25 protein-coding genes, 4 tRNA genes and 2 pseudogenes are annotated in these 22,623 nt (G+C 38.7%); 21 read left to right on the forward strand and 10 right to left on the reverse strand.

Going from position 1 to position 22,623, the window contains the following annotated elements; genetic code table 11:
* The first annotated feature begins 3 nt into the window (after positions 1–3).
* Positions 4–1,278: a lipid IV(A) 3-deoxy-D-manno-octulosonic acid transferase gene (gene waaA, locus QV04_RS04290; RefSeq protein WP_065233220.1), complete on the forward strand. Its 1,275-nt coding sequence runs from the start codon at positions 4–6 to the stop codon at positions 1,276–1,278.
* Positions 1,278–1,748: a pantetheine-phosphate adenylyltransferase gene (coaD, locus tag QV04_RS04295; protein WP_039133994.1), complete on the forward strand. Its 471-nt coding sequence runs from the start codon at positions 1,278–1,280 to the stop codon at positions 1,746–1,748. Before waaA ends, coaD begins: the two co-directional genes overlap by 1 nt.
* 52 nt (positions 1,749–1,800) lie before the next feature.
* Here coaD and QV04_RS04300 read toward each other — a convergent pair whose 3' ends face one another.
* Positions 1,801–2,508, reverse strand: coding sequence for a 3-deoxy-D-manno-octulosonic acid kinase (locus QV04_RS04300; protein WP_419177508.1), 708 nt, complete (start codon positions 2,506–2,508; stop codon positions 1,801–1,803).
* A gap of 79 nt (positions 2,509–2,587) precedes the next feature.
* On the opposite strand from QV04_RS04300, the gene QV04_RS04305 reads away from it, so the two are divergent.
* From QV04_RS04305 to rplI, 5 genes are all read left to right on the forward strand, one after another.
* Positions 2,588–3,634, forward strand: coding sequence for a glycosyltransferase family 9 protein (locus tag QV04_RS04305; RefSeq protein ID WP_065233222.1), 1,047 nt, complete (start codon positions 2,588–2,590; stop codon positions 3,632–3,634).
* 132 nt (positions 3,635–3,766) lie between these two features.
* On the forward strand, positions 3,767–4,144 hold the full coding sequence (rpsF, locus tag QV04_RS04310; RefSeq protein ID WP_013746288.1) for a 30S ribosomal protein S6: 378 nt from the start codon (positions 3,767–3,769) through the stop codon (positions 4,142–4,144).
* A complete protein-coding gene (priB, locus tag QV04_RS04315) occupies positions 4,131–4,457 on the forward strand; it encodes a primosomal replication protein N (RefSeq protein WP_013746287.1) in 327 nt (108 codons plus the stop codon). Before rpsF ends, priB begins: the two co-directional genes overlap by 14 nt.
* A 12-nt stretch (positions 4,458–4,469) precedes the next feature.
* A complete protein-coding gene (rpsR, locus tag QV04_RS04320) occupies positions 4,470–4,697 on the forward strand; it encodes a 30S ribosomal protein S18 (RefSeq protein ID WP_005759927.1) in 228 nt (75 codons plus the stop codon).
* Between the two features lie 21 nt (positions 4,698–4,718).
* Complete coding sequence (gene rplI / locus QV04_RS04325) at positions 4,719–5,168, forward strand: 50S ribosomal protein L9 (protein WP_065233223.1); 450 nt, start codon at positions 4,719–4,721, stop codon at positions 5,166–5,168.
* Between the two features lie 219 nt (positions 5,169–5,387).
* Here the strand turns inward: rplI and QV04_RS04330 are convergent.
* From QV04_RS04330 to ybaK, 6 genes and pseudogenes are all read right to left on the reverse strand, one after another.
* Positions 5,388–6,279: pseudogene (locus QV04_RS04330) on the reverse strand (PLP-dependent transferase).
* Positions 6,280–6,399: 120 nt separating this feature from the next.
* Positions 6,400–6,475 (reverse strand) — tRNA-Lys (locus tag QV04_RS04335).
* Positions 6,476–6,500: 25 nt separating this feature from the next.
* A tRNA-Lys gene (locus tag QV04_RS04340) sits at positions 6,501–6,576 on the reverse strand.
* 27 nt (positions 6,577–6,603) lie between these two features.
* Positions 6,604–6,679, reverse strand: a tRNA-Lys gene (locus QV04_RS04345).
* A gap of 19 nt (positions 6,680–6,698) precedes the next feature.
* Positions 6,699–6,774, reverse strand: a tRNA-Lys gene (locus tag QV04_RS04350).
* Between the two features lie 147 nt (positions 6,775–6,921).
* Positions 6,922–7,398 carry a Cys-tRNA(Pro)/Cys-tRNA(Cys) deacylase YbaK gene (gene ybaK, locus QV04_RS04355; RefSeq protein WP_065233224.1) on the reverse strand — a complete coding sequence of 159 codons (477 nt, stop codon included), beginning with the start codon at positions 7,396–7,398 and terminating at the stop codon, positions 6,922–6,924.
* A gap of 66 nt (positions 7,399–7,464) precedes the next feature.
* Between ybaK and QV04_RS04360 the strand changes: the two genes are divergently transcribed.
* The gene (locus QV04_RS04360) at positions 7,465–8,454 is read left to right on the forward strand and encodes an Asd/ArgC dimerization domain-containing protein (RefSeq protein ID WP_065233225.1); all 990 of its coding nucleotides are present in this window, start codon (positions 7,465–7,467) and stop codon (positions 8,452–8,454) included.
* Between the two features lie 154 nt (positions 8,455–8,608).
* Here QV04_RS04360 and QV04_RS04365 read toward each other — a convergent pair.
* Positions 8,609–8,839 (reverse strand): annotated as a pseudogene (locus QV04_RS04365) (glycerol-3-phosphate transporter); the annotation flags it as partial.
* A 130-nt stretch (positions 8,840–8,969) separates the two neighbouring features.
* On the opposite strand from QV04_RS04365, the gene QV04_RS11755 reads away from it, so the two are divergent.
* The 4 genes from QV04_RS11755 to QV04_RS11760 all read left to right on the forward strand — a co-directional run bounded on the left by QV04_RS11755 (position 8,970) and on the right by QV04_RS11760 (position 10,457).
* A complete protein-coding gene (locus QV04_RS11755) occupies positions 8,970–9,077 on the forward strand; it encodes a helix-turn-helix domain-containing protein (RefSeq protein WP_231924856.1) in 108 nt (35 codons plus the stop codon).
* Positions 9,078–9,107: 30 nt separating this feature from the next.
* A complete protein-coding gene (locus QV04_RS04370; RefSeq protein ID WP_052121777.1) occupies positions 9,108–9,371 on the forward strand; it encodes a hypothetical protein in 264 nt (87 codons plus the stop codon).
* A 330-nt stretch (positions 9,372–9,701) separates the two neighbouring features.
* Complete coding sequence (locus tag QV04_RS04375; RefSeq protein ID WP_231924857.1) at positions 9,702–10,265, forward strand: RNA-guided endonuclease InsQ/TnpB family protein; 564 nt, start codon at positions 9,702–9,704, stop codon at positions 10,263–10,265.
* Positions 10,266–10,277: 12 nt separating this feature from the next.
* Positions 10,278–10,457 (forward strand): hypothetical protein, encoded by a 180-nt coding sequence (locus QV04_RS11760; RefSeq protein WP_231924858.1) that lies wholly within the window; start codon positions 10,278–10,280, stop codon positions 10,455–10,457.
* A gap of 180 nt (positions 10,458–10,637) precedes the next feature.
* Here the strand turns inward: QV04_RS11760 and QV04_RS04380 are convergent, their stop codons facing one another.
* Positions 10,638–13,199 (reverse strand): penicillin-binding protein 1A, encoded by a 2,562-nt coding sequence (locus QV04_RS04380; RefSeq protein ID WP_039166278.1) that lies wholly within the window; start codon positions 13,197–13,199, stop codon positions 10,638–10,640.
* A 200-nt stretch (positions 13,200–13,399) separates the two neighbouring features.
* Here QV04_RS04380 and QV04_RS04385 point away from each other — a divergent pair, with 200 nt between their 5' ends.
* From QV04_RS04385 to QV04_RS04415, 7 genes are all read left to right on the forward strand, one after another.
* Positions 13,400–14,074, forward strand: coding sequence for a hypothetical protein (locus QV04_RS04385; RefSeq protein ID WP_230589407.1), 675 nt, complete (start codon positions 13,400–13,402; stop codon positions 14,072–14,074).
* Positions 14,064–14,618: a hypothetical protein gene (locus tag QV04_RS04390; protein WP_065233227.1), complete on the forward strand. Its 555-nt coding sequence runs from the start codon at positions 14,064–14,066 to the stop codon at positions 14,616–14,618. Before QV04_RS04385 ends, QV04_RS04390 begins: the two co-directional genes overlap by 11 nt.
* On the forward strand, positions 14,618–15,148 hold the full coding sequence (locus QV04_RS04395; protein ID WP_039086216.1) for a hypothetical protein: 531 nt from the start codon (positions 14,618–14,620) through the stop codon (positions 15,146–15,148). The genes QV04_RS04390 and QV04_RS04395 overlap by 1 nt, the downstream gene beginning before the upstream one ends.
* Positions 15,148–16,290, forward strand: a complete 1,143-nt coding sequence (gene pilQ, locus QV04_RS04400; RefSeq protein WP_052118806.1) for a type IV pilus secretin PilQ — start codon at positions 15,148–15,150, stop codon at positions 16,288–16,290. Before QV04_RS04395 ends, pilQ begins: the two co-directional genes overlap by 1 nt.
* Positions 16,291–16,509: 219 nt before the next feature.
* Complete coding sequence (aroK, locus tag QV04_RS04405; protein ID WP_013746277.1) at positions 16,510–17,037, forward strand: shikimate kinase AroK; 528 nt, start codon at positions 16,510–16,512, stop codon at positions 17,035–17,037.
* Between the two features lie 34 nt (positions 17,038–17,071).
* Positions 17,072–18,163 carry a 3-dehydroquinate synthase gene (aroB, locus tag QV04_RS04410; RefSeq protein ID WP_065233228.1) on the forward strand — a complete coding sequence of 364 codons (1,092 nt, stop codon included), beginning with the start codon at positions 17,072–17,074 and terminating at the stop codon, positions 18,161–18,163.
* A gap of 3 nt (positions 18,164–18,166) precedes the next feature.
* Positions 18,167–19,066, forward strand: a complete 900-nt coding sequence (locus QV04_RS04415; protein ID WP_065233229.1) for a Dam family site-specific DNA-(adenine-N6)-methyltransferase — start codon at positions 18,167–18,169, stop codon at positions 19,064–19,066.
* Here QV04_RS04415 and QV04_RS04420 read toward each other — a convergent pair.
* Positions 19,026–19,367: a DciA family protein gene (locus QV04_RS04420; protein WP_039134028.1), complete on the reverse strand. Its 342-nt coding sequence runs from the start codon at positions 19,365–19,367 to the stop codon at positions 19,026–19,028. The two genes, QV04_RS04415 and QV04_RS04420, sit on opposite strands and share 41 nt — an antisense overlap.
* 90 nt (positions 19,368–19,457) lie before the next feature.
* Here QV04_RS04420 and secM point away from each other — a divergent pair, with 90 nt between their 5' ends.
* On the forward strand, positions 19,458–19,790 hold the full coding sequence (gene secM / locus QV04_RS04425; RefSeq protein WP_065233230.1) for a secA translation cis-regulator SecM: 333 nt from the start codon (positions 19,458–19,460) through the stop codon (positions 19,788–19,790).
* Between the two features lie 68 nt (positions 19,791–19,858).
* Entirely contained in the window at positions 19,859–22,573 is a 2,715-nt protein-coding gene (gene secA / locus QV04_RS04430; protein WP_065233231.1) for a preprotein translocase subunit SecA, read from the forward strand.
* The last annotated feature ends 50 nt before the right edge of the window (positions 22,574–22,623 follow it).

Raw genomic sequence — 22,623 nt, forward strand, 5'->3', positions numbered from 1 at the left:
ATAATGTTATTTTTCATCTATAATGCACTTTTTATTATCGCTTTACCCTTTATTCTACTCACTTTTTTGTACAAAAGTCGAAAAGAGATAGGGTATCGTCAACGGTGGCGTGAGCGCTTTGCTTTAACAAAATCTTTGCAAAAACAGAGTGTTGTGATTCACGCGGCTTCAGTTGGTGAGGTGTTGTTGGTTACGCCGTTGGTGAAACAATTATTGGCACAGTTTCCGAATGTACCCATAACCATTACCACTTTTACTCCAGGCGGCTCGGAACGTGTACAGGCTTTGTTTGGTAACCTTGTCCAACATTGTTATCTGCCGTTTGACCTGCCGTTTTTAATGAACCTTTTTTTGCAACAGTTACAGCCTCGATGCTTTATTATTGTTGAAACAGAGTTGTGGTTTAATCTGTTGCAACAAATTAAGAATCGTCATATTCCACTGTTTTTAATCAACGCACGTTTATCAGATAAATCTGCTAAACATTATGCTTATTTGCGGCATTCTCTTATGCCGATTTGGCAGGCGTTTACCCATATTGCCGCACAGGATGAATTAAGTGCGGAACGTTATCAACGCTTGGGTGTTGATAAAAACAAAATCAGTTGCAGTGGCAATTTAAAGTTTGATTTGACTGTTTCTGACGAGGAAATTGCTGATGATCGTCAGCAGAAAATGGCAATGTTGCAGCAGCGTCCGGTGTGGATTGCTGCCAGCACCCACGAAGGTGAAGAAACGATGATGTTGCAGGCTCATCAACAATTACTACAACAATACCCAAATTTATTGTTGATTCTTGTGCCACGCCATTCCGCACGTTTTGCCGAAGTGGAAAAATTGTTGCGACAACAGCAATTTTGTTATCAAAAAAGGAGCTTTGGAGCGCCGATAGATCCACAAACAACGGTATTGTTGGGCGATACAATGGGCGAATTACTAAAATTATATGCGTTGGCGGATATTGCGGTTGTCGGTGGCAGTTTTATTGCGCGTGGCGGACATAATCCACTTGAGCCGTTGTTGTTTAAACTGCCGGTAATCACAGGGCAATATTTGTTTAATTTTCGACAGATTTATCAAAACTTGCGTGAAGTTGGCGGCGTGATGGTGATCGAAAATAGTGTATCTGCACTGGTTCAGCAGATTAGTGCTTTGTTGACAAATCCGCAGAAAGCCGAGCAATATGGACAAAACGGCTATCGTATATTGCAACAGAATCGTGGTGCCTTACAACGTACTCTAAACATTTTATTACCTTATTTAAGCGAGAAAAAATAATGATAACAATGATTTATCCTGGAACATTCGACCCTATCACCAATGGACATCTGGATATTATTATGCGTGCAGCGCGATTGTTCCCAAGATTGATTGTGGCGGTAGCAGCAAGCCCGAGCAAAAAGCCAATGTTCAGTTTGCAACAACGGCTAGATTTCGTCAAAATTGCTACAGTAGGATTAAACAATGTTGAAGTGATCTCATTTGATGGTTTATTGGCGCATCTAATTTTAGAACGTAATATTCAGGGTATTATTCGTGGAGCGAGAACATCCAGTGATTTTGATTATGAACTGCAACTTGCTCATTTAAATCGTTTGTTAACGAATGGTGTTGAAAGTTTATTTTTCCCTCCATCAGAAAAATGGTCTTATGTTTCCTCAACAATGGTACGTGAAATTTTATTACACGGTGGCAATATTGCAAAATTAGTGCCGGCAGGTGTTTTTAAAACCATTTTGGAAAAATAATATATTATCTTTGTTGAGAAATGATGAAAATTCTGTGACATTAAGTTGAGCTTTATTCCGTATAGCCTTTTAATAATTGTTGCCAGTTGTTTTCGTTAAAATGAATATGGTAACGCTTCACCTCTTTTTGAAATGAGCGGTAAAGTCGTTGTAGATTTTCTTGTTTCCAGTTGTCGCCCGTTTTAAAACCGCATTTATCGAAATCAAGTAACCATAATTTACATTGATGATTTTCAAGGCGTTGTAGCAGAATATTATGTGCGTTTAAATCGCTGTGACAAACTTGTTCATTATGTAATTGACGAATTAATTTTCCTATATCGTACCAAATTTCGTGATGTAATGAGTGTTTTTGTAAAGCAGCGACTAAGTCCTGACTATTTTCAATTAATTCGCTTAAAATATCCGCCTGGTAACAACATCCTGAGCGAATAACTCTTGCCGCGATAGGTTTTGGTACAGGTAAATTTTTTTGTTTAAGTTGTTGCAGTAAGTTAAATTCTTTAATGCTACGACATTGATTTATTCCGCTAAACAGAAAATGATCCTTCACTAATTTGCCGAACAGTCCGCCACGATAATAATGGCGTAAGGCGCAATTTACTCCCCAACGATCTTTAGTGTTTAAAAAATAGGTAATGCCGCGTCCTTTGGCTGAACCTAAAATGGCTTGCTGTGCTTGCCAAAAAACAGGATCGAATAGTGATTGCGGCGAGTCGGTCTGAATATTTTCGGCGAAGAGATAGTATGTTTTCGACATTTTGCTACCTGTTTTACTGCGGATTTCTGCGTTTTTGATTAAAATAGAGCGCAATTCTAACATATTAAGAGTTAAATCTATGCCGTTATTTTCTCAACCTCCGCAATCTATCTGTATTTTACGTCTTTCTGCTATTGGCGATGTTTGCAATGCTTTGGCGGCAGTACAGCAGATTCAAGCTTATTATCCGCAGACCAAAATTACTTGGGTCATTGGTAAGGTCGAAGCGCAATTATTAAAAAATATCCCTAATATTGAATTTATTATTTTTGATAAAAAACAGGGGTGGCGAGGCGTTTTCGCGTTATGGAAAAGGTTACGTTCGCGTAAATTTGATGCTTTGTTGGATATGCAGGTAGCGATTCGAGCTTCGATTCTCTCTTTAGGAATTAAAGCGAAATATCGAGTCGGTTTTAATGCACAGCGCACAAAAGAGGGGCAAAAATGGTTTATTAATCATCAAGTCGGCGCAGCGAAAGGTTATCACGTGCTGGATGGTTTTTTGAGCTTCGCTGAATATATCGGTGTGCCGATTACAGCACCGCATTGGCAGTTCCCGATTGCGGAGCAAGATCATCATTATGTGAGACAATTTATTGATCCAGAGAAAAAAACGGTAGTTATTTCGCCTTGTTCAAGCAAAAAAGAGAAAGATTGGTTGTTAGATCGTTATGCTCAACTGGCGGATATTGCGACAGAAGCAGGCGCACAGGTGATTATCTCGGGATCGCCAAGTGAATATGAGATGAGCAGTGCCGCTGAGATTTGCCGATTATGCCGTTTGCCGGTGGTAAATCTGGCAGGTAAAACCTCTTTACAGCAGCTGGTTGCGTTATTGGCTCAAGCCGATTTGGTTATTTCACCGGATTCCGGGCCGGCGCATATGGCGACAATGGTGGGAACAAAAGTACTTGGATTATATGCTTATCATAATCCACAACGCACCGGACCTTATTACAGCAAAGAAGATGTGGTGTCGGTATATGCGGAGAATGCCTTAAAACAGTATGGTAAGCCGTGGCAAGATTTGCCTTGGGGAACAAAGGTTTACGGTAAAGATTTAATGGCGCAAATTACAGTTGAACGGGTGGCAGAGAAAATGTTGCATCTTTTAGCGTTAAATTAGTTTTTTAACTTGCTTTTTGAGTCAGTTTGAGTACAATTTGCGACCTCACAGTCGTTCCGTTTTTCGTTCCTTGCTTCCGCAGATTGGCGACTGGTCTATAGTCGGAGGCTGATTAACCCGTAAGGAGCAGCAATGCGTCACTACGAAATAGTGTTTATGGTTCACCCAGATCAAAGTGAACAAGTACCAGGGATGATTGAACGCTATACAGGTTCTGTTAAAGAAGCTGGTGGTCAAATTCATCGCTTAGAAGATTGGGGTCGTCGCCAATTGGCTTACCCAATTAATAAACTACACAAAGCACATTATGTGTTAATGAATGTAGAAGCACCGCAAGAAGTCATCGACGAGCTTGAAACAACTTTCCGTTACAATGATGCAATTCTTCGTAACGTAATTATTCGTACTAAGCACGCCGTAACCGAAGCGTCCCCAATGGTTAAAGCAAAAGATGAACGTAAAGCTTTAGCTGATGTTGATAACAACGATTATGAGGATGCTGAAGAGTAATTTGACAATTGAAAATCGTTTTTCGTTGATAGGCACTGTTGTTTCTCAACCAAAACGACATCAAAGCCCGAGTGGAATTCCGCATTGTCAATTTTGGCTTGAACATCGTTCGCGGCAACAAGAAGCCGGATTAGCCAGACAAGCGTGGTGTAAAATACCGGTTCAACTTAGCGGCAATCAATTAACAAATCAAACTCAAAGCATTACGGTCGGCAGTAAGGTGTGTGTAGCAGGATTTATCCACTCACACAAAACGAATAATGGGCTTAGCCAATTAGTCTTACACGCTGAGCAAATCGAATTTATAGATTAGGAGAATAGCCATATGGCACGTTATTTCCGTCGTCGTAAGTTCTGCCGTTTCACAGCGGAGAATGTAGTAGAAATCGATTATAAAGATATTGCTACATTAAAGAACTACATTACAGAGAGCGGCAAAATTGTCCCTAGCCGTATTACCGGTACTCGTGCGAAGTACCAACGTCAATTAGCTCGTGCAATCAAACGTGCGCGTTATTTAGCGTTGTTACCGTACACTGACAATCATCAGTAATCAACAAGAGAGGATACGGTAATGCAAGTAATTCTTTTAGATAAAATTGTTCACCTAGGCAATGTTGGTGATCAAGTAAATGTAAAATCTGGTTATGCACGTAACTACTTAATCCCACAAGGAAAAGCAGTTATGGCAACTAAAGCAAACATTGAGTATTTTGAAAGCCGTCGCGCTGAATTAGAAGAAAAAGCAGCTAAAGCATTAGCGGTTGCAATGGATCGTGCTGAAAGACTTGAAGCATTAGGTTCAGTAACAATCGCTTCTAAAGCAGGTGATGAAGGACGTTTATTCGGTTCTATCGGTACTCGTGATATCGCTGATGCAATCACTGCAAAAGGTGTTGAAGTGGCGAAAAGCGAAGTGCGTTTACCAAATGGTGCACTACGTACTTTAGGTGAACACGAAGTGCGTTTCCAATTCCACGGTGAAGTATTTGCGTCATTAAACGTAATCATCGTTGCAGAATAATTTTCAAAATATTATTCAGATTAAACCCCAACCAAATGGTTGGGGTTTTGTTTTCCTTTTAATTTACAATCTAACTGCAACATATAAAAAAAGAAATGTTCATTAATTTCATCTATTCTTGAATTTCTAAACAATAAAGATTAAATAATGAATATTTCTTATAAGCGCCTAACTTTAACTGAAAATATAGAGTGAGGATATTATCCACTATAGATTAAGCTATAGTGCACTAAAGGCTTGCTCAATATCCATCAAAATATCTTGTATATTTTCAATTCCGACAGAGATTCGGATTAGTCCAGCAGAAATATTAATTTTATCTAGTTCTTCTTCACTTAATTGTCGATGCGTTGAAGTCGCAGGGTGTAATGTACAAGTTCTAATATCGGCAACGTGTACTTCACGAGAAACCAATTTTAGAGCATTTAACCATTTCGCTGCTGCTTCCCTACCACCTTTTAATTCAAAGGAGATGACACCGCATAGACCGTTCGGTACATATTTTTGTTTGAGTGCATAATCAGGAGAGCTGGCTAAAGCAGGGTAATTGACAGAATTAACCAAAGGTTGTTTTTCCAAATATTGGGCTACTTGTAGCGCACTATTGTAGTGCGCCTGCATACGTAGAGGCAAAGTTTCCATTCCTAAATTGAGTAAAAAACTGTTTTGTGGAGCAGGAGTTGCACCTAGATCACGCATTAGCTGTACTCTTGCTTTTATGATATAAGCGGCAGCACCGAAGGTTTCTGTATAAATTAAGCCGTGATAAGAATCATCTGGCTGGGTAAATGCAGGGAACTTGCCGTTGTTCCAATTAAAATTTCCACCATCAATAATGACGCCTCCCATAGCAACAGCGTGTCCATCAAGATATTTAGTAGTGCTGTGGACAACAATGCGCCGACACCGCCTTGAGTTTCTCTTCGGCGGCATTTGTGGTTGGATTAGCTAAACGGGTATAAAAGAAACCAGCTTTTTTTAAATCAAACAGATCACCGATATCTTCAGCACTGTTATAGGTAAAAGTTGTGCTTTGTACAATCGGTTGAACTCTCGGTTCTCCGGATTTAGGTTGATAACCTGCGTGCAAACATTGTGTTTCAAATTGCATAAAATTCTCCTTATTAAGATTATTTTTATTTCAATAAGGATTATATGCAGATTGTAAAAAATGATAATTGATTTTTAATATAAAAGCATTTAGGAAAATTTATGAAGTAATTATCTGAAATGGTGGGTCGTGAAGGATTCGAACCTTCGACCAACGGATTAAAAGTCCGCTGCTCTACCGACTGAGCTAACGACCCAGAATAATTAGATTGTGCTTTATAGTGGTGGGTCATGAAGGGCTCGAACCTTCGACCGACGGATTAAGAGTCCGCTGCTCTACCAACTGAGCTAATAACCCACTTAATCATCTCTTTGATATTGTAAGTGGTGGGTCGTGAAGGATTCGAACCTTCGACCAACGGATTAAAAGTCCGCTGCTCTACCGACTGAGCTAACGACCCATAAGGGTATTAAAATAAATGGTGGGTCGTGAAGGATTCGAACCTTCGACCAACGGATTAAAAGTCCGCTGCTCTACCGACTGAGCTAACGACCCAACGTGTCACCACATTGCAACGGGTGCTTATAATACTGATTTTATGAAACTAATCAATAAAAATTTTTAGTTTTTTCTTTATTTGCTTTAATCAGAAACAATGTGGTTGAAAAATAATCTAAAAATAGGGGCTTGAACTAAAAAGTTTTATTCATCATTAATATCTGCAAAATCAGCACGTAGCAAAGCAGCTAAATCTGAAGGATGAATTTCAATATCAATGCCACGTTTGCCGCCCGATACAAAAATCGTTTTAAATTGCTGTGCAGTAGTGGAAATGATGGTGGGTAGTACTTTTTTCTGCCCTAATGGGCTAATACCGCCGACAAGATATCCGGTACTTTTTTCTGCAATATGTTTATCCGCCATCTCAATTTTCTTAATGCCTAAGGCTTTAGCCCCTTTTTTGAGACTTAAGTTATAAGCAATTGGTACAACCATTACAGCGAGATGTTTATCATCATTATTGATGGAAACAAGCAATGTTTTGAAGGTCTGTAGCGGTGAGAGATTCAGTTTTTCTACGGCTTCTTGCCCAAAATGGGTGTTATTAGCATCGTGTTCATATTGATGAAGTGTAAATGGAATTTTTTTCTTTTTTAGTAGATTGATTGCAGGAGTCATTGAAAACGTTCCCGTGATAATTTTTAATTGTTAAAATAGGTGCATCAGCGTATCACGGAGAAGAAAATGAATTCAAGTTTAAATATTGCCATTGCGGCTGATTTTTCGTTGGCAGAGAAATTGGTAACGATTTTGGAACAAAGCGCTTTATCCAATTTGTCGATCACTGTTATTGAAGCGGAAAAATTTTCAGAGGAACAGAATATTCGCTTCAACAGCAAATATGTTGAACAGCTTGGTTTTGGTGATGTCGATTGGGCAAATTATGATTATTTATTATTTGCTGGTTCTTTGCCTCAGGTAACTTATGTGGCAACTGCAGCAGAAGCCGGTTGTATAGTGATTGATGTGTTGGGAATTTGCGCTTATCTAAATGATATTCCGGCGGTTGTTCCAGGAGTGAATAATGAAGCGTTGCAGGCGGTTAGACAGCGCAATATTGTTTCATTGCCTAATCCGCAGATTTCTCAATTAGCATTGGCGTTAAAACCGATTTTGCAGCAATATCAGTTAGTTCAGATAATGGTAACTTCTTTATTGCCAATGACCTATAAAGGCGAGGAAAAAGTAAGAGAGTTGGTTGGACAAACCGCACAATTGTTAAACGGCATTCCGCTAAATGAAGATCAACAACGGTTAGCGTTTAATGTTAGTCCGATTGATAACCAGGAGGAGAGCATTAAAGATCAACTGTTATTACAGAAAATTTTACCAGAATTTAATGGACAATTTATTGAACATAGTATTCAAGTACCAGTTTTTTATGGCTTATCTCAGATGGTAACAGTTGTCGGCTATGAGTTTAATGAGGTTGATATTCCTTTAGTTTGGCAACAGGATGATTTATTACGCTATCACGCCGAACAATTGATAACACCGGTTTTAAACGGTGAAATTGAGGAAAATGATGAAGTGTTGCCATTATTGCATATTAGTCAAGTCAATACAGAACAAGAGAAATTAAGTTTTTGGTTGGTGAGTGATGAACGCGGTTTTAGTCGGGCAAGATTGGCGATTGAGCTATTACAACTTTTGCTTGAAAATGATGAAAAATAGGTCTATCACTGATAGTTCTCAACAGCTTTTTACAGCACCAGTGGCAGAAACTTTACACCACCAGGGGATAGTTGATAATTGTTGTCTTATCCGTATTTATAGGAAATCAGTAGTTTCACGAGTGTTGTTTTGAGTAATTATGAGAATGATGGGTGGCGATAGCGAGGGCAAAAGAGACTGTGCCTAATTGAGCTTTGGTATAACCATACTCTTCTATTAGGTGAGGAATAGCTAAAGAGAAATTTTTTCTAATTAAATAATAGGCAGCATAACCAATGAAAACGCCAAAAAATACTTGCCAACGTAATCGTTTATAATCCTTATCAATTTGTTTTTGATCTGTAATGGGAGCTGCTGGGGGAGATGCCTTTAAAAAAGTGAACATAAATGTACCTCTTATAGTAATAAACATTGTTGACAATTATCTATTAAAGATTGCTTATGCTACAATCAACTAGCAGTTGGTATTTACCTACCGTAAGAGTGAGGGAAAATATCTTATTAGTGAGGGATATATGAAAGTAAATGAAAAAATTAGATCGTTGCGTGAATCAAGAAATTGGTCGCAAGAAGAAATGGCAAATAAATTGGGAATGTCTACAAACGGCTATTCTAAAATTTAACGTGGTGAGACAAGATTATATATTCCTAAATTGGAACAGATTGCAGATGTATTTGATATTGATGTGTTGGAATTAATGTCTGTTGGAGAAAAAAATATAGTGATGTATCACCAAGAAAGTGATAATCAAAGCCTTAATATTATTTGTAATTCTGAAGAATTGGCTCAACAGATAGAATATTTAAAATTACAGCTTGATCATAAAAACGAATTAATTAAAGCTAAAGATGAAATTATTGAGATGCAACGTAGGGAAAATGCTTTATTGAGAGAGGCTTTAGAGAAAACTAAGTGATAAAGAAAACCATAATATGCAATGTTCTTGTCAATCCTGATTAGAATATCAAAATTGTTGTCAGTCGTTACATCTATACTTACTTGAAAATGATTAAAAAAAGGCTATCAGTGATAGCCTTTTTATCAGATCGTGCCGTAAAACTCCCTCCTTCAGGACATAGATATAAGGCACAAACAACAGCTTGTGCTGTTTTAAACTTAACTAAACCTAACTAATCGGGTGTTTTGCTGTTGCTTGATGTATTGACGAATACATACTACGCAAAGCCTTTAAGTTCAAGATAATGCCAAACGGTGAGTGAAGTCGCAGAATTAAACAGTTCTGTGGATGTTCTCGCTTTTCAATCGAGCATTGGCTTGGCAAAATGAACAATACGAACAAGATAATCGTTTTAAATTAATCTATTCAAAGCTAACCGTTCTGCTCACTCAATGGAGAAAAGAGCTAAGTTGGCTTAAAGAATGCCATTCTCAAGTACTACAACAGTCTTTAAAAGACCTTGAACGTGCCTTTAAAAACTTCTTTCAACAACGTGCAGACTTTTCCAAATTTAAGAAAAAAGGTTTGAAAGAACGCTTCCGTTTTCCGCAAGGTTGCAAAATTGAGTCGAAAAACGACCGCTTGTATTTGCCGAAAATCGGTTGGGTTCTCTATCGCAACAGTCGTGAAATGGTGGGCGAAGTGAAAAATGTCACCGCTTCAATGAAATGCGGACGCTTTTTGTTCAGTATTCAAACGGAATTTAAACTCGAAATCCCGACTCATCAGGGTGGAACGATTGGTATTGATATGGACGTTGCACATTTTACCACGCTTTCTAATGGGGAATTTTTTGAACCGTTGAATGAGTTTAAAACCTATAAAAGCAAATTAGCCAAACTGCAAAAATGACTGAAAAATAAAGTGAAATTCAGTCAAAATTGGCAGAAATTAAAGGCGAAAATCACCAAATTGCACTACAAAATACCAGCCGCACCAACCCTTGTTGCGGTCATACGGCGAAATAAAATCGTTAAACGCAAGCCAATTTTGAGTGTGTGGAATGCGGTCACACAGAAAACGCCGATGAGGTTGGGGCGTTAAATGTATTGGAGCGTGGGCGAACAATTGTCCAAGCATAATCAAATATCAGGGCAGTAGAGCTTGTGAAGTGAACTTCATTATAGGTCAGCAGCAAGAACCCACCAAGAATAGTCTATTGCTTGCAATAGGAGCTAATAGGAATTCCCCGCCTTTTAAGGCGGGGAGGACGTCAAATTTTAATTAGAATAATTCTTTCACTTCACCTTTACTATTGATAATTTTATTGCCCTGCTCCGGCACATAATATTGTGTCGGTTCAGTGCCTTCAATGAAATATTCCATTCTACCGCCCGAGTTAGTTAGCAAGCCATTCTCCATTGAAATCCGTTTTTGAATTATCCCTTCAGGCATAGGATCTTCACGCACCGGTAACGGTTTTAGTGCATTAGTCATATAATCAACCCAAGCTGGCATTGCTGATTTACCGCCGGATTCGCCGCGCCCTAAGTCAAATTTATTGTCATCAAAACCGATATAAACGGAAGTGACTAAATCTGCACCAAAACCGACATACCAAGCCACTTTTGAGTTGTTGGTAGTTCCAGTTTTCCCACCTATATCCGGACGACCAATTGATTTTGCCCGCCAACTGGTACCAACCCAACCGCCACTAGGCTCACCGTAAATGCCGGAATTTAACGCACTGCGAATTAAAAAGGTTAATTTACCGCTTAATACACGAGGTGCATATTCTGTTTGAGCAGGGTTGTCTTTAGACTCATTTTTACCCAATAAACTTGGTGCATTTTCTAATTGTACATTGTTGGTATTTAATTCCGGCACATCCGGAACGGCTTCGCTATTATCCTCATCAACAGAAAGGTTAGATAGTGAAGTATCGAGCGGCGTGTTTTCTGTTGCCGAGTTATCCACTTTAACGGAGAGAAAATCTATTGGTTTAACATCACCATAGATGACTGGGATTTGTTTATCGCTACATTGGAAACAGGCAATTTTCGGTTTCGCTGTAAAAATTTCTTGACCGTTATTGTCTTTAATCGATTGGATTAAATAAGGATCGATTAAGAAACCACCATTATCAAAAACAGCGTAACCACGAGCCATTTCTAAAGGAGTGAACGAAGCCGCACCTAGTGCTAAAGCTTCGGTAGCAGCATATTGATTTTTTTGAAAGCCGAAACGCTGTAAATAATCAGCAATGTAATCAATTCCGACCATATTAACGGCACGAACCATCATTACATTTTTAGATAAACCTAGCCCGACACGCAAACGCAATGGGCCATTAAATACATTCGGTGAGTTTTTTGGTTGCCAAGGTGCTTGTCCTGCTTTTCGTAAGGTAATAGGAGCATCGTTTAGAATTGTTGCCAAAGTCAGTCCTTTGTCTAAAGCGGCAGCATAAATAAATGGTTTAATTGAAGAGCCAACTTGAACCATCGATTGAGTGGCACGATTAAACTTGCTGAGTGCGAAACTAAAACCGCCGACCATTGCTTCGATAGCGCCATTGGTGCTATTTAAAGAAACCATTCCGGAATTAGCCAAAGGAATTTGGCGTAATAACCATTGCTGTTTGTCGTTTTGCATTAACCAGATCATATCACCACTATGTAGAATTTTATTGATAGATCCAGCCCATTTCACAGCATTTTGATCTAATGTAATGTTTTCGCCGTTAGCAAGTAAGACCTGTGCTTTATTGTTTTTCACTTCTAAAACTGCCGCTGGCTGTAACGGTTTCACATTTGGTTGTTGATTCAAAAAGCCGATAATATGTTCTTTATCCCACGCTGTTTCGTTTGCTTTCCATAAAGTTACATTTTTGCGATAACCGTGTCGCATATCATAGGCAAGAAGATTATTCCGCAATGCATTTTGTGCATTTATTTGATCTTGTGAGTTAATGGTCGTAAATACTTGATATCCTTTAGTATAAGCTTGTTCTTCGCCATATAATTTCACCATTTCTTGACGTACAGCTTCCACCACATAATCAGCGTGTAATTCAAGTTTTGAACCGTGATAGTTAGCGATAATCGGTTCCTTGAGTGCCTGTTGGTACTGTTCTTCAGTAATATATTTTTCATCTAGCATTCGTGCCAGTACAACATTTCTACGATCAGTTGCTCGTTTTAAGGAGTAAAGTGGGTTCATTGTTGATGGCGCTTTTGGCAAACCCGCAAGCATTGCCATTTCGCTAAGTGTAAGTTGATCTAAGCTCTTACCGAAATAGGTTTGCGCCGCAGCAGCAACACCATAAGCACGATAACCTAAATAAATTTTGTTGAGATAGAGTTCTAAAATTTCATCTTTGCTGAGATTATTTTCAATATCTATAGCCAGTACAGCCTCTTTGATTTTACGGATTAATTTTTTTTCCGGCGTAAGAAAAAAGTTTCGTGCCACTTGCTGGGTAATGGTACTTGCCCCTTGAGAAGCTCCGCCGGAAGTGATGGCTACTTTAAGCGCACGTGCAATTCCTATAGGGTCTAAGCCGTGATGTTCATAGAAACGACTATCTTCGGTAGCGATAACCGCATTGATCATCTGTTGAGGAATTTTATCCAGCGTTACCGGAATGCGGCGTTGTTCACCGATTTCGCCAATCAGTTTGCCGTCAGCAGTAAAAATTTGCATAGGTTGTTGTAATTCAACATTTTTTAATTCGCTGACATCAGGAAGCTGTGATTTGATGTGGAAGTAGAATAAGCCGCAAGCAACGCAGCCCAGTACAAATACAGTCAAAATGGAACTAAATATTAATTTTGCGATCTTCATCGAAAAATGACTCTCTGTATTGATGTGATATAAGTGAAAAAAAGTAAATTGAGCTTATGTTTGTAAAATTGGATGTTGATTATACGATGAAAGTTCCTTTTGCTCCACGAAAAAAAGTATCCTCAAAATTGGTTAAAGTCGGAATCGTTTTTATAGATAATTGTTTTTTCTACTCTTTTTTTAAGCAAGATGGTGAACTTGTGTGTGGGAAAGTTGAAGATCGTATGCAGTTGGAGAAACAGCTTTCCCAACAGTTCCAACTTGAAGCGAAACATTTACTTTATATTTCCGTGTTGCCGATACATTTAGTTTGGCATAAGCGTTATCTCTGCCCGCAATCCTTAACGCAATACGAGGTTGCACAACAGGTTTATTCAATGTTGGAGAATGACGTACCTAACGATGGAATGCCGATCTGGTTTGATTATGTGTATCAAGGACAACAGATAGATCTTTATGTGGTTAAACAAAAAAATGCAGAAGCGGAACTGGCTAAGTATCGACAATTTGATCTGAATATTTTGGATGTATTGCCTAGAGTGTTGTTTCGGGCATTTTATTATGAAATTCAACCGGATAAGACAGAAACATTGTTATATTGTTATTGCGCCGAGCAGACGATATTTATCCTGTATTCGTCGTTAAAAACAGAAATCGTGGTCAGTCAATCTTCGTTGGCTCAGAGTTGGAGCCGTTTTCAGGAACGTTTTGCTAATCGCTTTTCCAAAATGGTGATTTATCAAGAACAGTCCGAAGAGCGTGATTTATCTCAACTTGGACTGCCGGAAAACCATATCCTATTGGAAGCAAAAGCACAGTATGCGTTTTTAAGTTTAGGGTGCGCATTATGGGGGGAAGGTATCGGTGCAAAATGAGATTAATTTATTGGATTGGCGTTCTCCATTGTATCGGCAAAGATTACGCCGACTTGCCCTAGCAGCCCTATTATTGATTATTTTGTCGGCAATGATTTGGTATTTTAGTTTGCAATATGAACGGCAACAGCGGCTTGCGTTGAATCAATTAAACAGTTCATATCAGGAATTAAGTCAACAATTACAACAAATCGAAAATAAACAGTTACATCAGCGAAAAATACTCAGTAATCAGGTCAAACTAGAGAAGTTGTCATTGGATGATATCAACTTTTTTATGACAAATTTGTCGCATTTACCACTTAACGGTGCGTTGTTAAATTTGGTGAGAATTGAGATTAATCCTTTTAGCCAAGAACAGCGGAACAGCACTGTTTTTATGTTAAGCGGAGAAAAAATTGATCAGCAATCATTTTATGCATTGCAACAACATCTGCTTGCAAAGTGGCCCTATCCGATAACTTTTTTAAGCAATGAATTGACACCGGATGAACAGAAGTTATATCGCTTCAAATTGGATTTTAGTAAAAGCAAGGAGGAGTGATGGAGCTTGGTACGAAATATCCAAAAGGTGTGTATTGGTATTGCTTAAATTTGCCTCATTATTGGTTAGCTTGCGGATGGTTGTTTCTTTTTATTGTTATTTGTGCTTATCCGTTGTGGCAAAGTTGGCAACGTTCGCAGCAGATAGCCGATTTTTCACAGCAAATTACCGATTTACGTTTAAAAACAGCTCAACAACAGCAGATACTTTCTTCCTTGCAAAAACGTGTGAGCGAGCGTTTAAGTTCTAAACAGAATACGCAGAAATTATCCGATCTTCATCAGCAATTATCGCAATTTGCTGCCGATAAGGGCGATCTTCGTTTTGAAATGCAAGTTAATAATAATGAAACGGTGAAAGTAGAATTGCAAATTTATATGGAATTTCAACAATTTATTATGAATCTTGATTTGTTGTTTCAGTCTATTTTAGCGGAATGGGCAGTTTCTTCAGTGAAACTGGAGCGTGATCCGATGTTACCGCGTGTATTACATATTTCTATTCAGTTATTTGCAGAGGAGTTCCATTAATGAAGAAAGGCATAATACTGGTGGTTTGTATGATGATGTCATTGAGCGGTTGGAGCAAAAAAGTGATATTAGATCCTTTTTTTGCGGAAGAGGCGAATATAATGCCTGACTTAATAGAGGATAAAAATTTGGCTGCGACAGATGAATTTGAAGCAATTGCTGTGAAATATATACAAGTGAATGAATTGTATAAAATTTTTAATGAAAACGGTAATGGGCTTTTGTCCGGCTTGAGCGGATTTAGTGTTGAACCGAGCAACAATTTATTGTTGGTGAAAGGGGATAAACAGCAGATACAAAAATTTAAACAGTTAATTTCTCAACTGGATAAACCGGGTAAGCAGATTGCCATAGAGGCACGTATAGTGACGATTAATAATGAAAGTTTAAATGAGCTTGGCGTTCGTTGGGGAATGTTTAGTGATGCGGATAATTTTCACAAAGTGGCGGCTAAATTTGATAGTTTTGGCTTGGAAAATTTAAGTTCTCATTTAAATGTTAATTTTTCAACGAGTTCGGAGGCTGCATCTATTGCATTACAGGTGGCGAAAATTCACGGACGGCTGTTGGATTTAGAGTTAAAAGCGTTGGAACAGGAAAATAATGTGGAAATTATTGCCAGCCCACATTTGTTGACATCTAACCAAAGAAAGGCATCGATTAAGCAAGGTTCTGAAATTCCTTATGTTATCGAAGATGATACAGAACGTAGCAGCCGTACTCATATTGAATTTAAAGAAGCAGTATTGGGTTTGGAAGTGACTCCACAAGTGCTGCATCAAGGTGTAATTTCTCTGGATTTGGTGGTGACACAGAATTCAGCAGGTGCGAGTATTCCTTATGGTGCCGGGCAAGTGGTAACGATTGATAAACAGGAAGTGCAATCGCAAGTGTTGGTGAAAGATGGAGAAACTGTGGTGTTAGGTGGTATTTTTCACGATCTGATCGGAAAAGGTGAAAATAAAGTGCCGTTGTTGGGAGATATTCCCGGATTAGGCAAGTTATTTAGTAGCAAATCGGAGCGTCATCAGAAACGTGAATTGGTGATTTTTATTACGCCAAGAATTATTCATAATTCTCAAGAAACGATAGAAAATTATCAAAAGCGGAAACAGGATTTTATACAAGGAAACAATCTTTGATAAAAATACAATGCAAGGTTGAAATATAATCCCATTTCTTGAGATAATATTGAACTATCTCAATAAACATTCGAGGTCTAGGGGATCTTTTGAGTGTTGTAATTATGAAGAATACTTCGGTATTCTTTTTCTTTTGTAATAAAAACAACATTGTGTGTGAGTGTTACAATATTCAAAGATCAAACTATTCATAATTTTTAAACCTTAAGAACGATAAAAATGGCGGAAAAAAGAAATATTTTTTTAATTGGCCCGATGGGAGCAGGGAAAAGTACGATTGGTCGTCAACTTGCTCAACTGCTAAGTATGGATTTTGTGGATTCTGATACTGAAATTGAACAGCGAGCAGGTGCTGATATCGGTTGGATTTTTGATGTTGAGGGCGAAGAAGGGTTCAGAAAAAGAGAAGAACGCATTATTAATGAATTGACTCAACGTCAAGGCATTGTTTTATCGACCGGCGGCGGTGCAGTGATGTCTAAAGAAAATCGCAATCATCTTTCAGCGCGTGGTATTGTGATTTATTTAGAAACCACAGTAGAAAAACAACATCAACGTACTTTGCGTGATAAAAAACGTCCTCTATTACAGGGTGTGGAAGATCCGCGTAAAGTATTGGAAGATTTGGCTAAAATTCGTACGCCGTTGTATGAAGAAATTGCAGACATTACACTGCAGACAGATGATCAAAGTGCTAAATTAATGGCAAATAATATTATTGATTTATTAGAAAATTTTGCCGGCTAATCGATAGCTTGTAGCTTGAATTAAGGATAGAAAAATGGTCAATGTATATGTAGAACTTAAAGAGCGTCGTTATCCGATTGCGATTGGTAGTGGATTATTATCCGATCCTAGCCATTATTCTCCTTTGAAAGCAGGCGATAAGGTAATGATTGTCAGCAATCCGACTGTTGCAAAATTTTATTTAACTACGGTGAAAAATACGTTGCAACAGCTAGGGTGCGTAGTTGATGAAGTGCTATTAAATGATGGTGAGCAGTATAAAACATTGGCATCTTTAAATCAGATTTTCACGGCTTTGTTGGAAGCAAAACACGGTCGTGATACTACCATATTAGCACTAGGCGGTGGCGTGATTGGTGATATTGCCGGTTATGCAGCAGCTTCGTATCAACGTGGTGTTCGTTTTATTCAGGTTCCAACCACACTATTGGCGCAAGTGGATTCCTCTGTTGGCGGCAAAACAGCGGTCAATCACGAGCTTGGTAAAAATATGATTGGTGCATTTTATCAACCAAGTAAAGTTATTATTGATACAGATACGTTGAGTACTTTGCCGAGCAGAGAAGTGAGTGCCGGATTGGCAGAAGTGATTAAATATGGTGCGATTCTAGATTATGATTTCTTTGTTTGGTTGGAGCAGCATATTGATGAATTAATTCAGTTGCAGCCGAGTGCTTTGCAGTACTGCATTCAACGTTGCTGTGAGTTAAAAGCGTTAACCGTAGCAAAAGATGAAACTGAGCAAGGTGAAAGAGCGTTGCTTAATTTAGGTCATACTTTTGGTCACGCGATTGAAACTCATCTTGGTTACGGTAAATGGCTTCACGGTGAAGCTGTTGCTGTTGGAATGGTGATGGCGGCGTATCTTTCTTATCATTTGGGCGATATATCCTCTGTAGATATTGCTCGCTTACAACATCTGTTGCAACAGGCTGATTTGCCGGTACACTCTCCGGATGAAATGACGGCAGATGACTATTTGCCGCATATGATGCGCGACAAAAAAGTGTTGGCAGGAAAACTTCGTTTGATTTTATTAAAATCACTGGGAAGTGCTTATGTAACATCGGATGTGGATAAAGCACTAGTGTTGCAATCAATCCAAGACTGCATTAAACCGCATTAATTTATGCCGTCAAAGATCCTGATGCCAAAATACCGCTCTTTTCTGAAGTGGGCAGGTGGTAAATATCGCGTTATTGATGATATTAAGCGTCTTTATCCGAAAGGAAAGACGCAATTAATAGAACCTTTTGTCGGGGCAGGAACCGTCTTTTTAAATAGTGATTTTGATCATTATTTACTGGCGGATATTAATCCCGATTTGATCAATCTCTTTAATATTGTGAAGGCGGACGTTAATACTTATATCAAAGAGAGTCGTTCGCTTTTTATACATCCCGAAGCAAACACGGCAACACGTTATTATCAGTTAAGAACACTTTTTAATCAAAGTGAAGACCGTTGGTTACGAGCAATAATTTTCCTTTATTTAAATCGTTTTGGTTTTAACGGCTTATGTCGTTACAACAGCGAAAATGAGTTCAATGTACCCTTTGGCAGTTACAGACAGCACTATTTTCCGGAGAAGGAATTGCATTATTTTGCAGAAAAAGCACAGAAAGCAGAGTTTATTTGTGCCTCTTTTCAGCAAACATTTGCTGCAGCAAGTGAAAATAGCGTGATTTATTGTGATCCGCCTTATGCACCGATAAAGCAGGAAAGCAATTTTACCCGTTATGCCGGCAATGATTTCGGTTTAACTCAGCAAAAAGAGTTGGCAGAGTTATCGAAACAGACCGCCCAGCAGCATAATGCACTGGTGATGATCTCTAATCACGATACCGTTTTTACACGCCGTATTTATCAAGGCGCAAGATTTAAGCGCATTAATGTGCAGCGCTCGATCAGCCATTCCGGAGAAAAACGCATTAAAGTGAAAGAGTTGATCGCGGTTTTTGAAAAGCAAGATTTGCAAAAATGGCAAGCTAAACAGCAGATGAGAGCGGCATCGTTGGAATTACCTTGAATTCGAGTTGATTGATGGTAGGACAAATAGTGTTGATATTGCGGAGCAGTTGAGCCTGTTGAAGTAATAATGCTTGTCGTACACTACCATTGGCAACGTGAAATAAAATTTTTTCTTCATTATATTGAGCAATACGGATCTGACCTCGGAATTGAGTTGGAATGCATTGTTCAATATTGCGATAAAATTGTTGTCGTTTTTGGTGTTGCTCTAACAGCCCAGAAAGCGAGGAGTGTTGTAAAATTTCATTCACATTCAATGTTTTTTGATTTCTAATCTGTTTCTTATCATTTAATGACATTTCCGTCCCTTCCGTCAGTGAATTTTATGCTATTATAACGCAACTATTTTATAATCTTTTCCATTTTAACCAGTTTTATTAGGTATTGTAGTGAATTATCTTTTTTCATTGAAAATCGGAAAAAAAACAGCCTGGCATCGCTTGATTCTAAGTTTGCTAACGTTACTGTTTTTGCCGATTCACAGCGAGCAGCCTAATCAGGTTATTCCATTGCAACCGGAAACGAATCAATCTGTTATTAGCATTGAATCACAGCAGATAAATTTGCAGTTTGTTGCATTAAAAAAACAGTTGCAGCAAATAGAAGTTATCCGGCAAAAAAGCAGAATGCAACCGGTTCAATATTCGGTGGTGCAGAATCGTCCTCAGCATCTTAATCGTTACCAAATTCTTATTCGTGCCGGGCCTAAACCAATAGTTTAGTTTATGATGTAGGTATCGGTGAAAGGTAACCGGTAAGGTATTTATTCTATTTTGAAAAAGAAATTATTATGTTATCAGCTATTGCAAGAAAACTTTTTGGAAGTCGTAATGACCGTATTTTACGTCGCTTAAATAAGCGTGTGAGTTTAATCAATAAATTAGAACCTGAATTTGAAGCTCTTTCCGATGAGCAGCTAAAAGCAAAAACAGCAGAGTTTCGTGATCGTTTGGAAAAAGGTGAAACATTGGAACAATTGCTGCCGGAAGCTTTTGCTACCGTGCGTGAAGCGAGTAAACGTGTTTTGGGGTTACGTCCGTTTGATGTTCAGTTAATCGGCGGAATGGTGTTGAATAATCGTTGTATTGCAGAAATGCGTACAGGTGAAGGTAAAACGTTAACTGCAACATTACCTTGTTATCTTAATGCGTTAACTGGTAAAGGCGTACACGTGGTAACCGTTAATGATTACCTTGCACGACGTGATGCGGAAACTAACCGCCCACTTTTTGAGTTTTTAGGAATGACAGTAGCGGTCAATGTACCAGGTTTATTGCCTGAAGAGAAACGCGCGGCTTATGCTGCGGATATCACTTATGCGACTAATAGTGAATTAGGTTTTGATTATTTAAGAGATAATCTGGCACATACAATGCACGAACGTTTTCAACGTCCACTATATTATGCGTTGGTCGATGAAGTTGACTCAATTTTGATTGATGAAGCGCGTACACCATTGATTATTTCCGGACAGGCGGAAGACAGTTCCGATCTCTATATCGCGATCAATAAATTAATCCCTCAATTAATTAAACAGGATAAAGAGGATAGCGATGAGTACCAAGGCGATGGTGATTTTACCGTTGATTTGAAAAATAAACAGGCCTATTTGACTGAACGTGGTCAGATTAAGATCGAGAAGTTATTGGTACAGGCCGGTTTGATGAAAGAGGATGAGTCGCTCTACTCCCCTTCAAAAATTACCCTTTTGCATCACGTTTACGCCGCGTTGCGTGCGCACGCTTTATTTGAGCGAGATGTGGATTATATTGTGAAAGACGGCGAGGTGATTATCGTTGATGAACACACTGGACGCACAATGGCTGGACGCCGTTGGTCTGATGGTTTACACCAAGCCATTGAAGCGAAAGAAGGGGTTCAGATTCAAAGTGAAAATCAAACCGTTGCTTCCATTACGTACCAAAACTACTTCCGTTTATATGAAAAATTGGCAGGAATGACTGGGACAGCCGATACCGAAGCCTTTGAATTCCAACAAATTTATGGCTTGGAAACCATTGTTATTCCAACCAATAAACCAATGATTCGTGATGATAGAACAGATTTAATGTTTAAAAATGAAGCGGATAAATTTCAAGCCATTGTGGAAGATATTAAAGATTGTGTTGCTCGCCAACAGCCAGTTTTGGTTGGGACAGTATCTATCGAAAAATCAGAATTGTTATCTGATATTTTGAAAAAAGAGGGCATTAAACATAATGTGTTGAATGCAAAATTCCACGCCCAAGAAGCGGAAATTGTTGCGGATGCCGGTTATCCGGGAGCGGTGACTATTGCTACCAATATGGCAGGTCGTGGTACCGACATTGTGTTAGGCGGTAACTGGAAAGCAGAAGTGGCAAAATTGGAAAATCCGACTGAAGAACAGATCGAAGCGATTAAAAAAGCGTGGCAGGAACGTCACAATATAGTGATGAAAGCGGGTGGTTTGCATATTATTGGTACGGAACGTCACGAATCTCGTAGAATTGACAACCAGTTACGAGGTCGTTCTGGACGACAAGGAGATCCGGGTTCTTCTCGTTTTTATCTCTCTTTGGATGATGCATTGATGCGTATTTACCTGAATGAAGGTAAGTTAAATTTAATGCGAAAAGCATTTTCTGAACCAGGGGAGGCGATGGAGTCTAAAATGTTGACTAAAGTGATTGCTTCTGCTCAAGCAAAAGTGGAGGCGCATAACTTTGATGGACGTAAAAATCTGCTTGAATTTGATGATGTCGCTAATGATCAACGCCACGCTATTTATGCACAGCGTAATGAATTATTGGAAAATGATGATATTTCAGAAACCATTGATGTGATTCGTGAAGATGTTTTCAATCACGTCATTGATCAATATATCCCACCACAATCTTTGGAGGAACTTTGGGATGTAGAAGGACTAGAAAAACGCTTGAAGTCAGATTTCAATATGGATTTGCCAATCGCTAAATGGTTAGATGAAGATCATAATCTACACGAAGAAACTTTGCGTGAACGCATTATTCAAATTGCTATAGATGATTATAAAAATAAAGAATCGTTAGTGGGTGCGGAAACGATGCGTAATTTTGAAAAAGGTGTAATGTTGCAGACATTGGATGAGTTATGGAAGGAGCATCTTGCTGCAATGGATCATTTACGTAAAGGAATTCATTTACGCGGTTATGCACAAAAAGATCCGAAACAGGAATACAAGAAAGAGTCTTTCCAAATGTTTACAGATATGTTGGAAACATTGAAGTTCAATGTCGTTAGCATTTTGACCAAAGTTCAAGTCCGTACTCAAGAGGAAATTGAAGCCGCTGAAAAAGCAAGAATGGATGCTGCACAGCGAGCTGCTGAACAAGCGCATATTCAGTATCACAGTGGAGAGGATGCTGGGGAAAATAGTGCGGCAGAGAGTGATTTTTCTCATCCGAAACGCAAAATCGGTAGAAATGAACCTTGTCCTTGTGGTTCGGGTAAAAAATACAAACATTGTCACGGACGTATCCAGTAAATAATAGTGAGGCTTCATTTTTAGAGTGAAGCCTTATTCTTATAAGAGGT

The sequence above is a fragment of the Gallibacterium genomosp. 1 genome, assembly GCF_001678575.1.
Taxonomy (GTDB): domain Bacteria; phylum Pseudomonadota; class Gammaproteobacteria; order Enterobacterales; family Pasteurellaceae; genus Gallibacterium.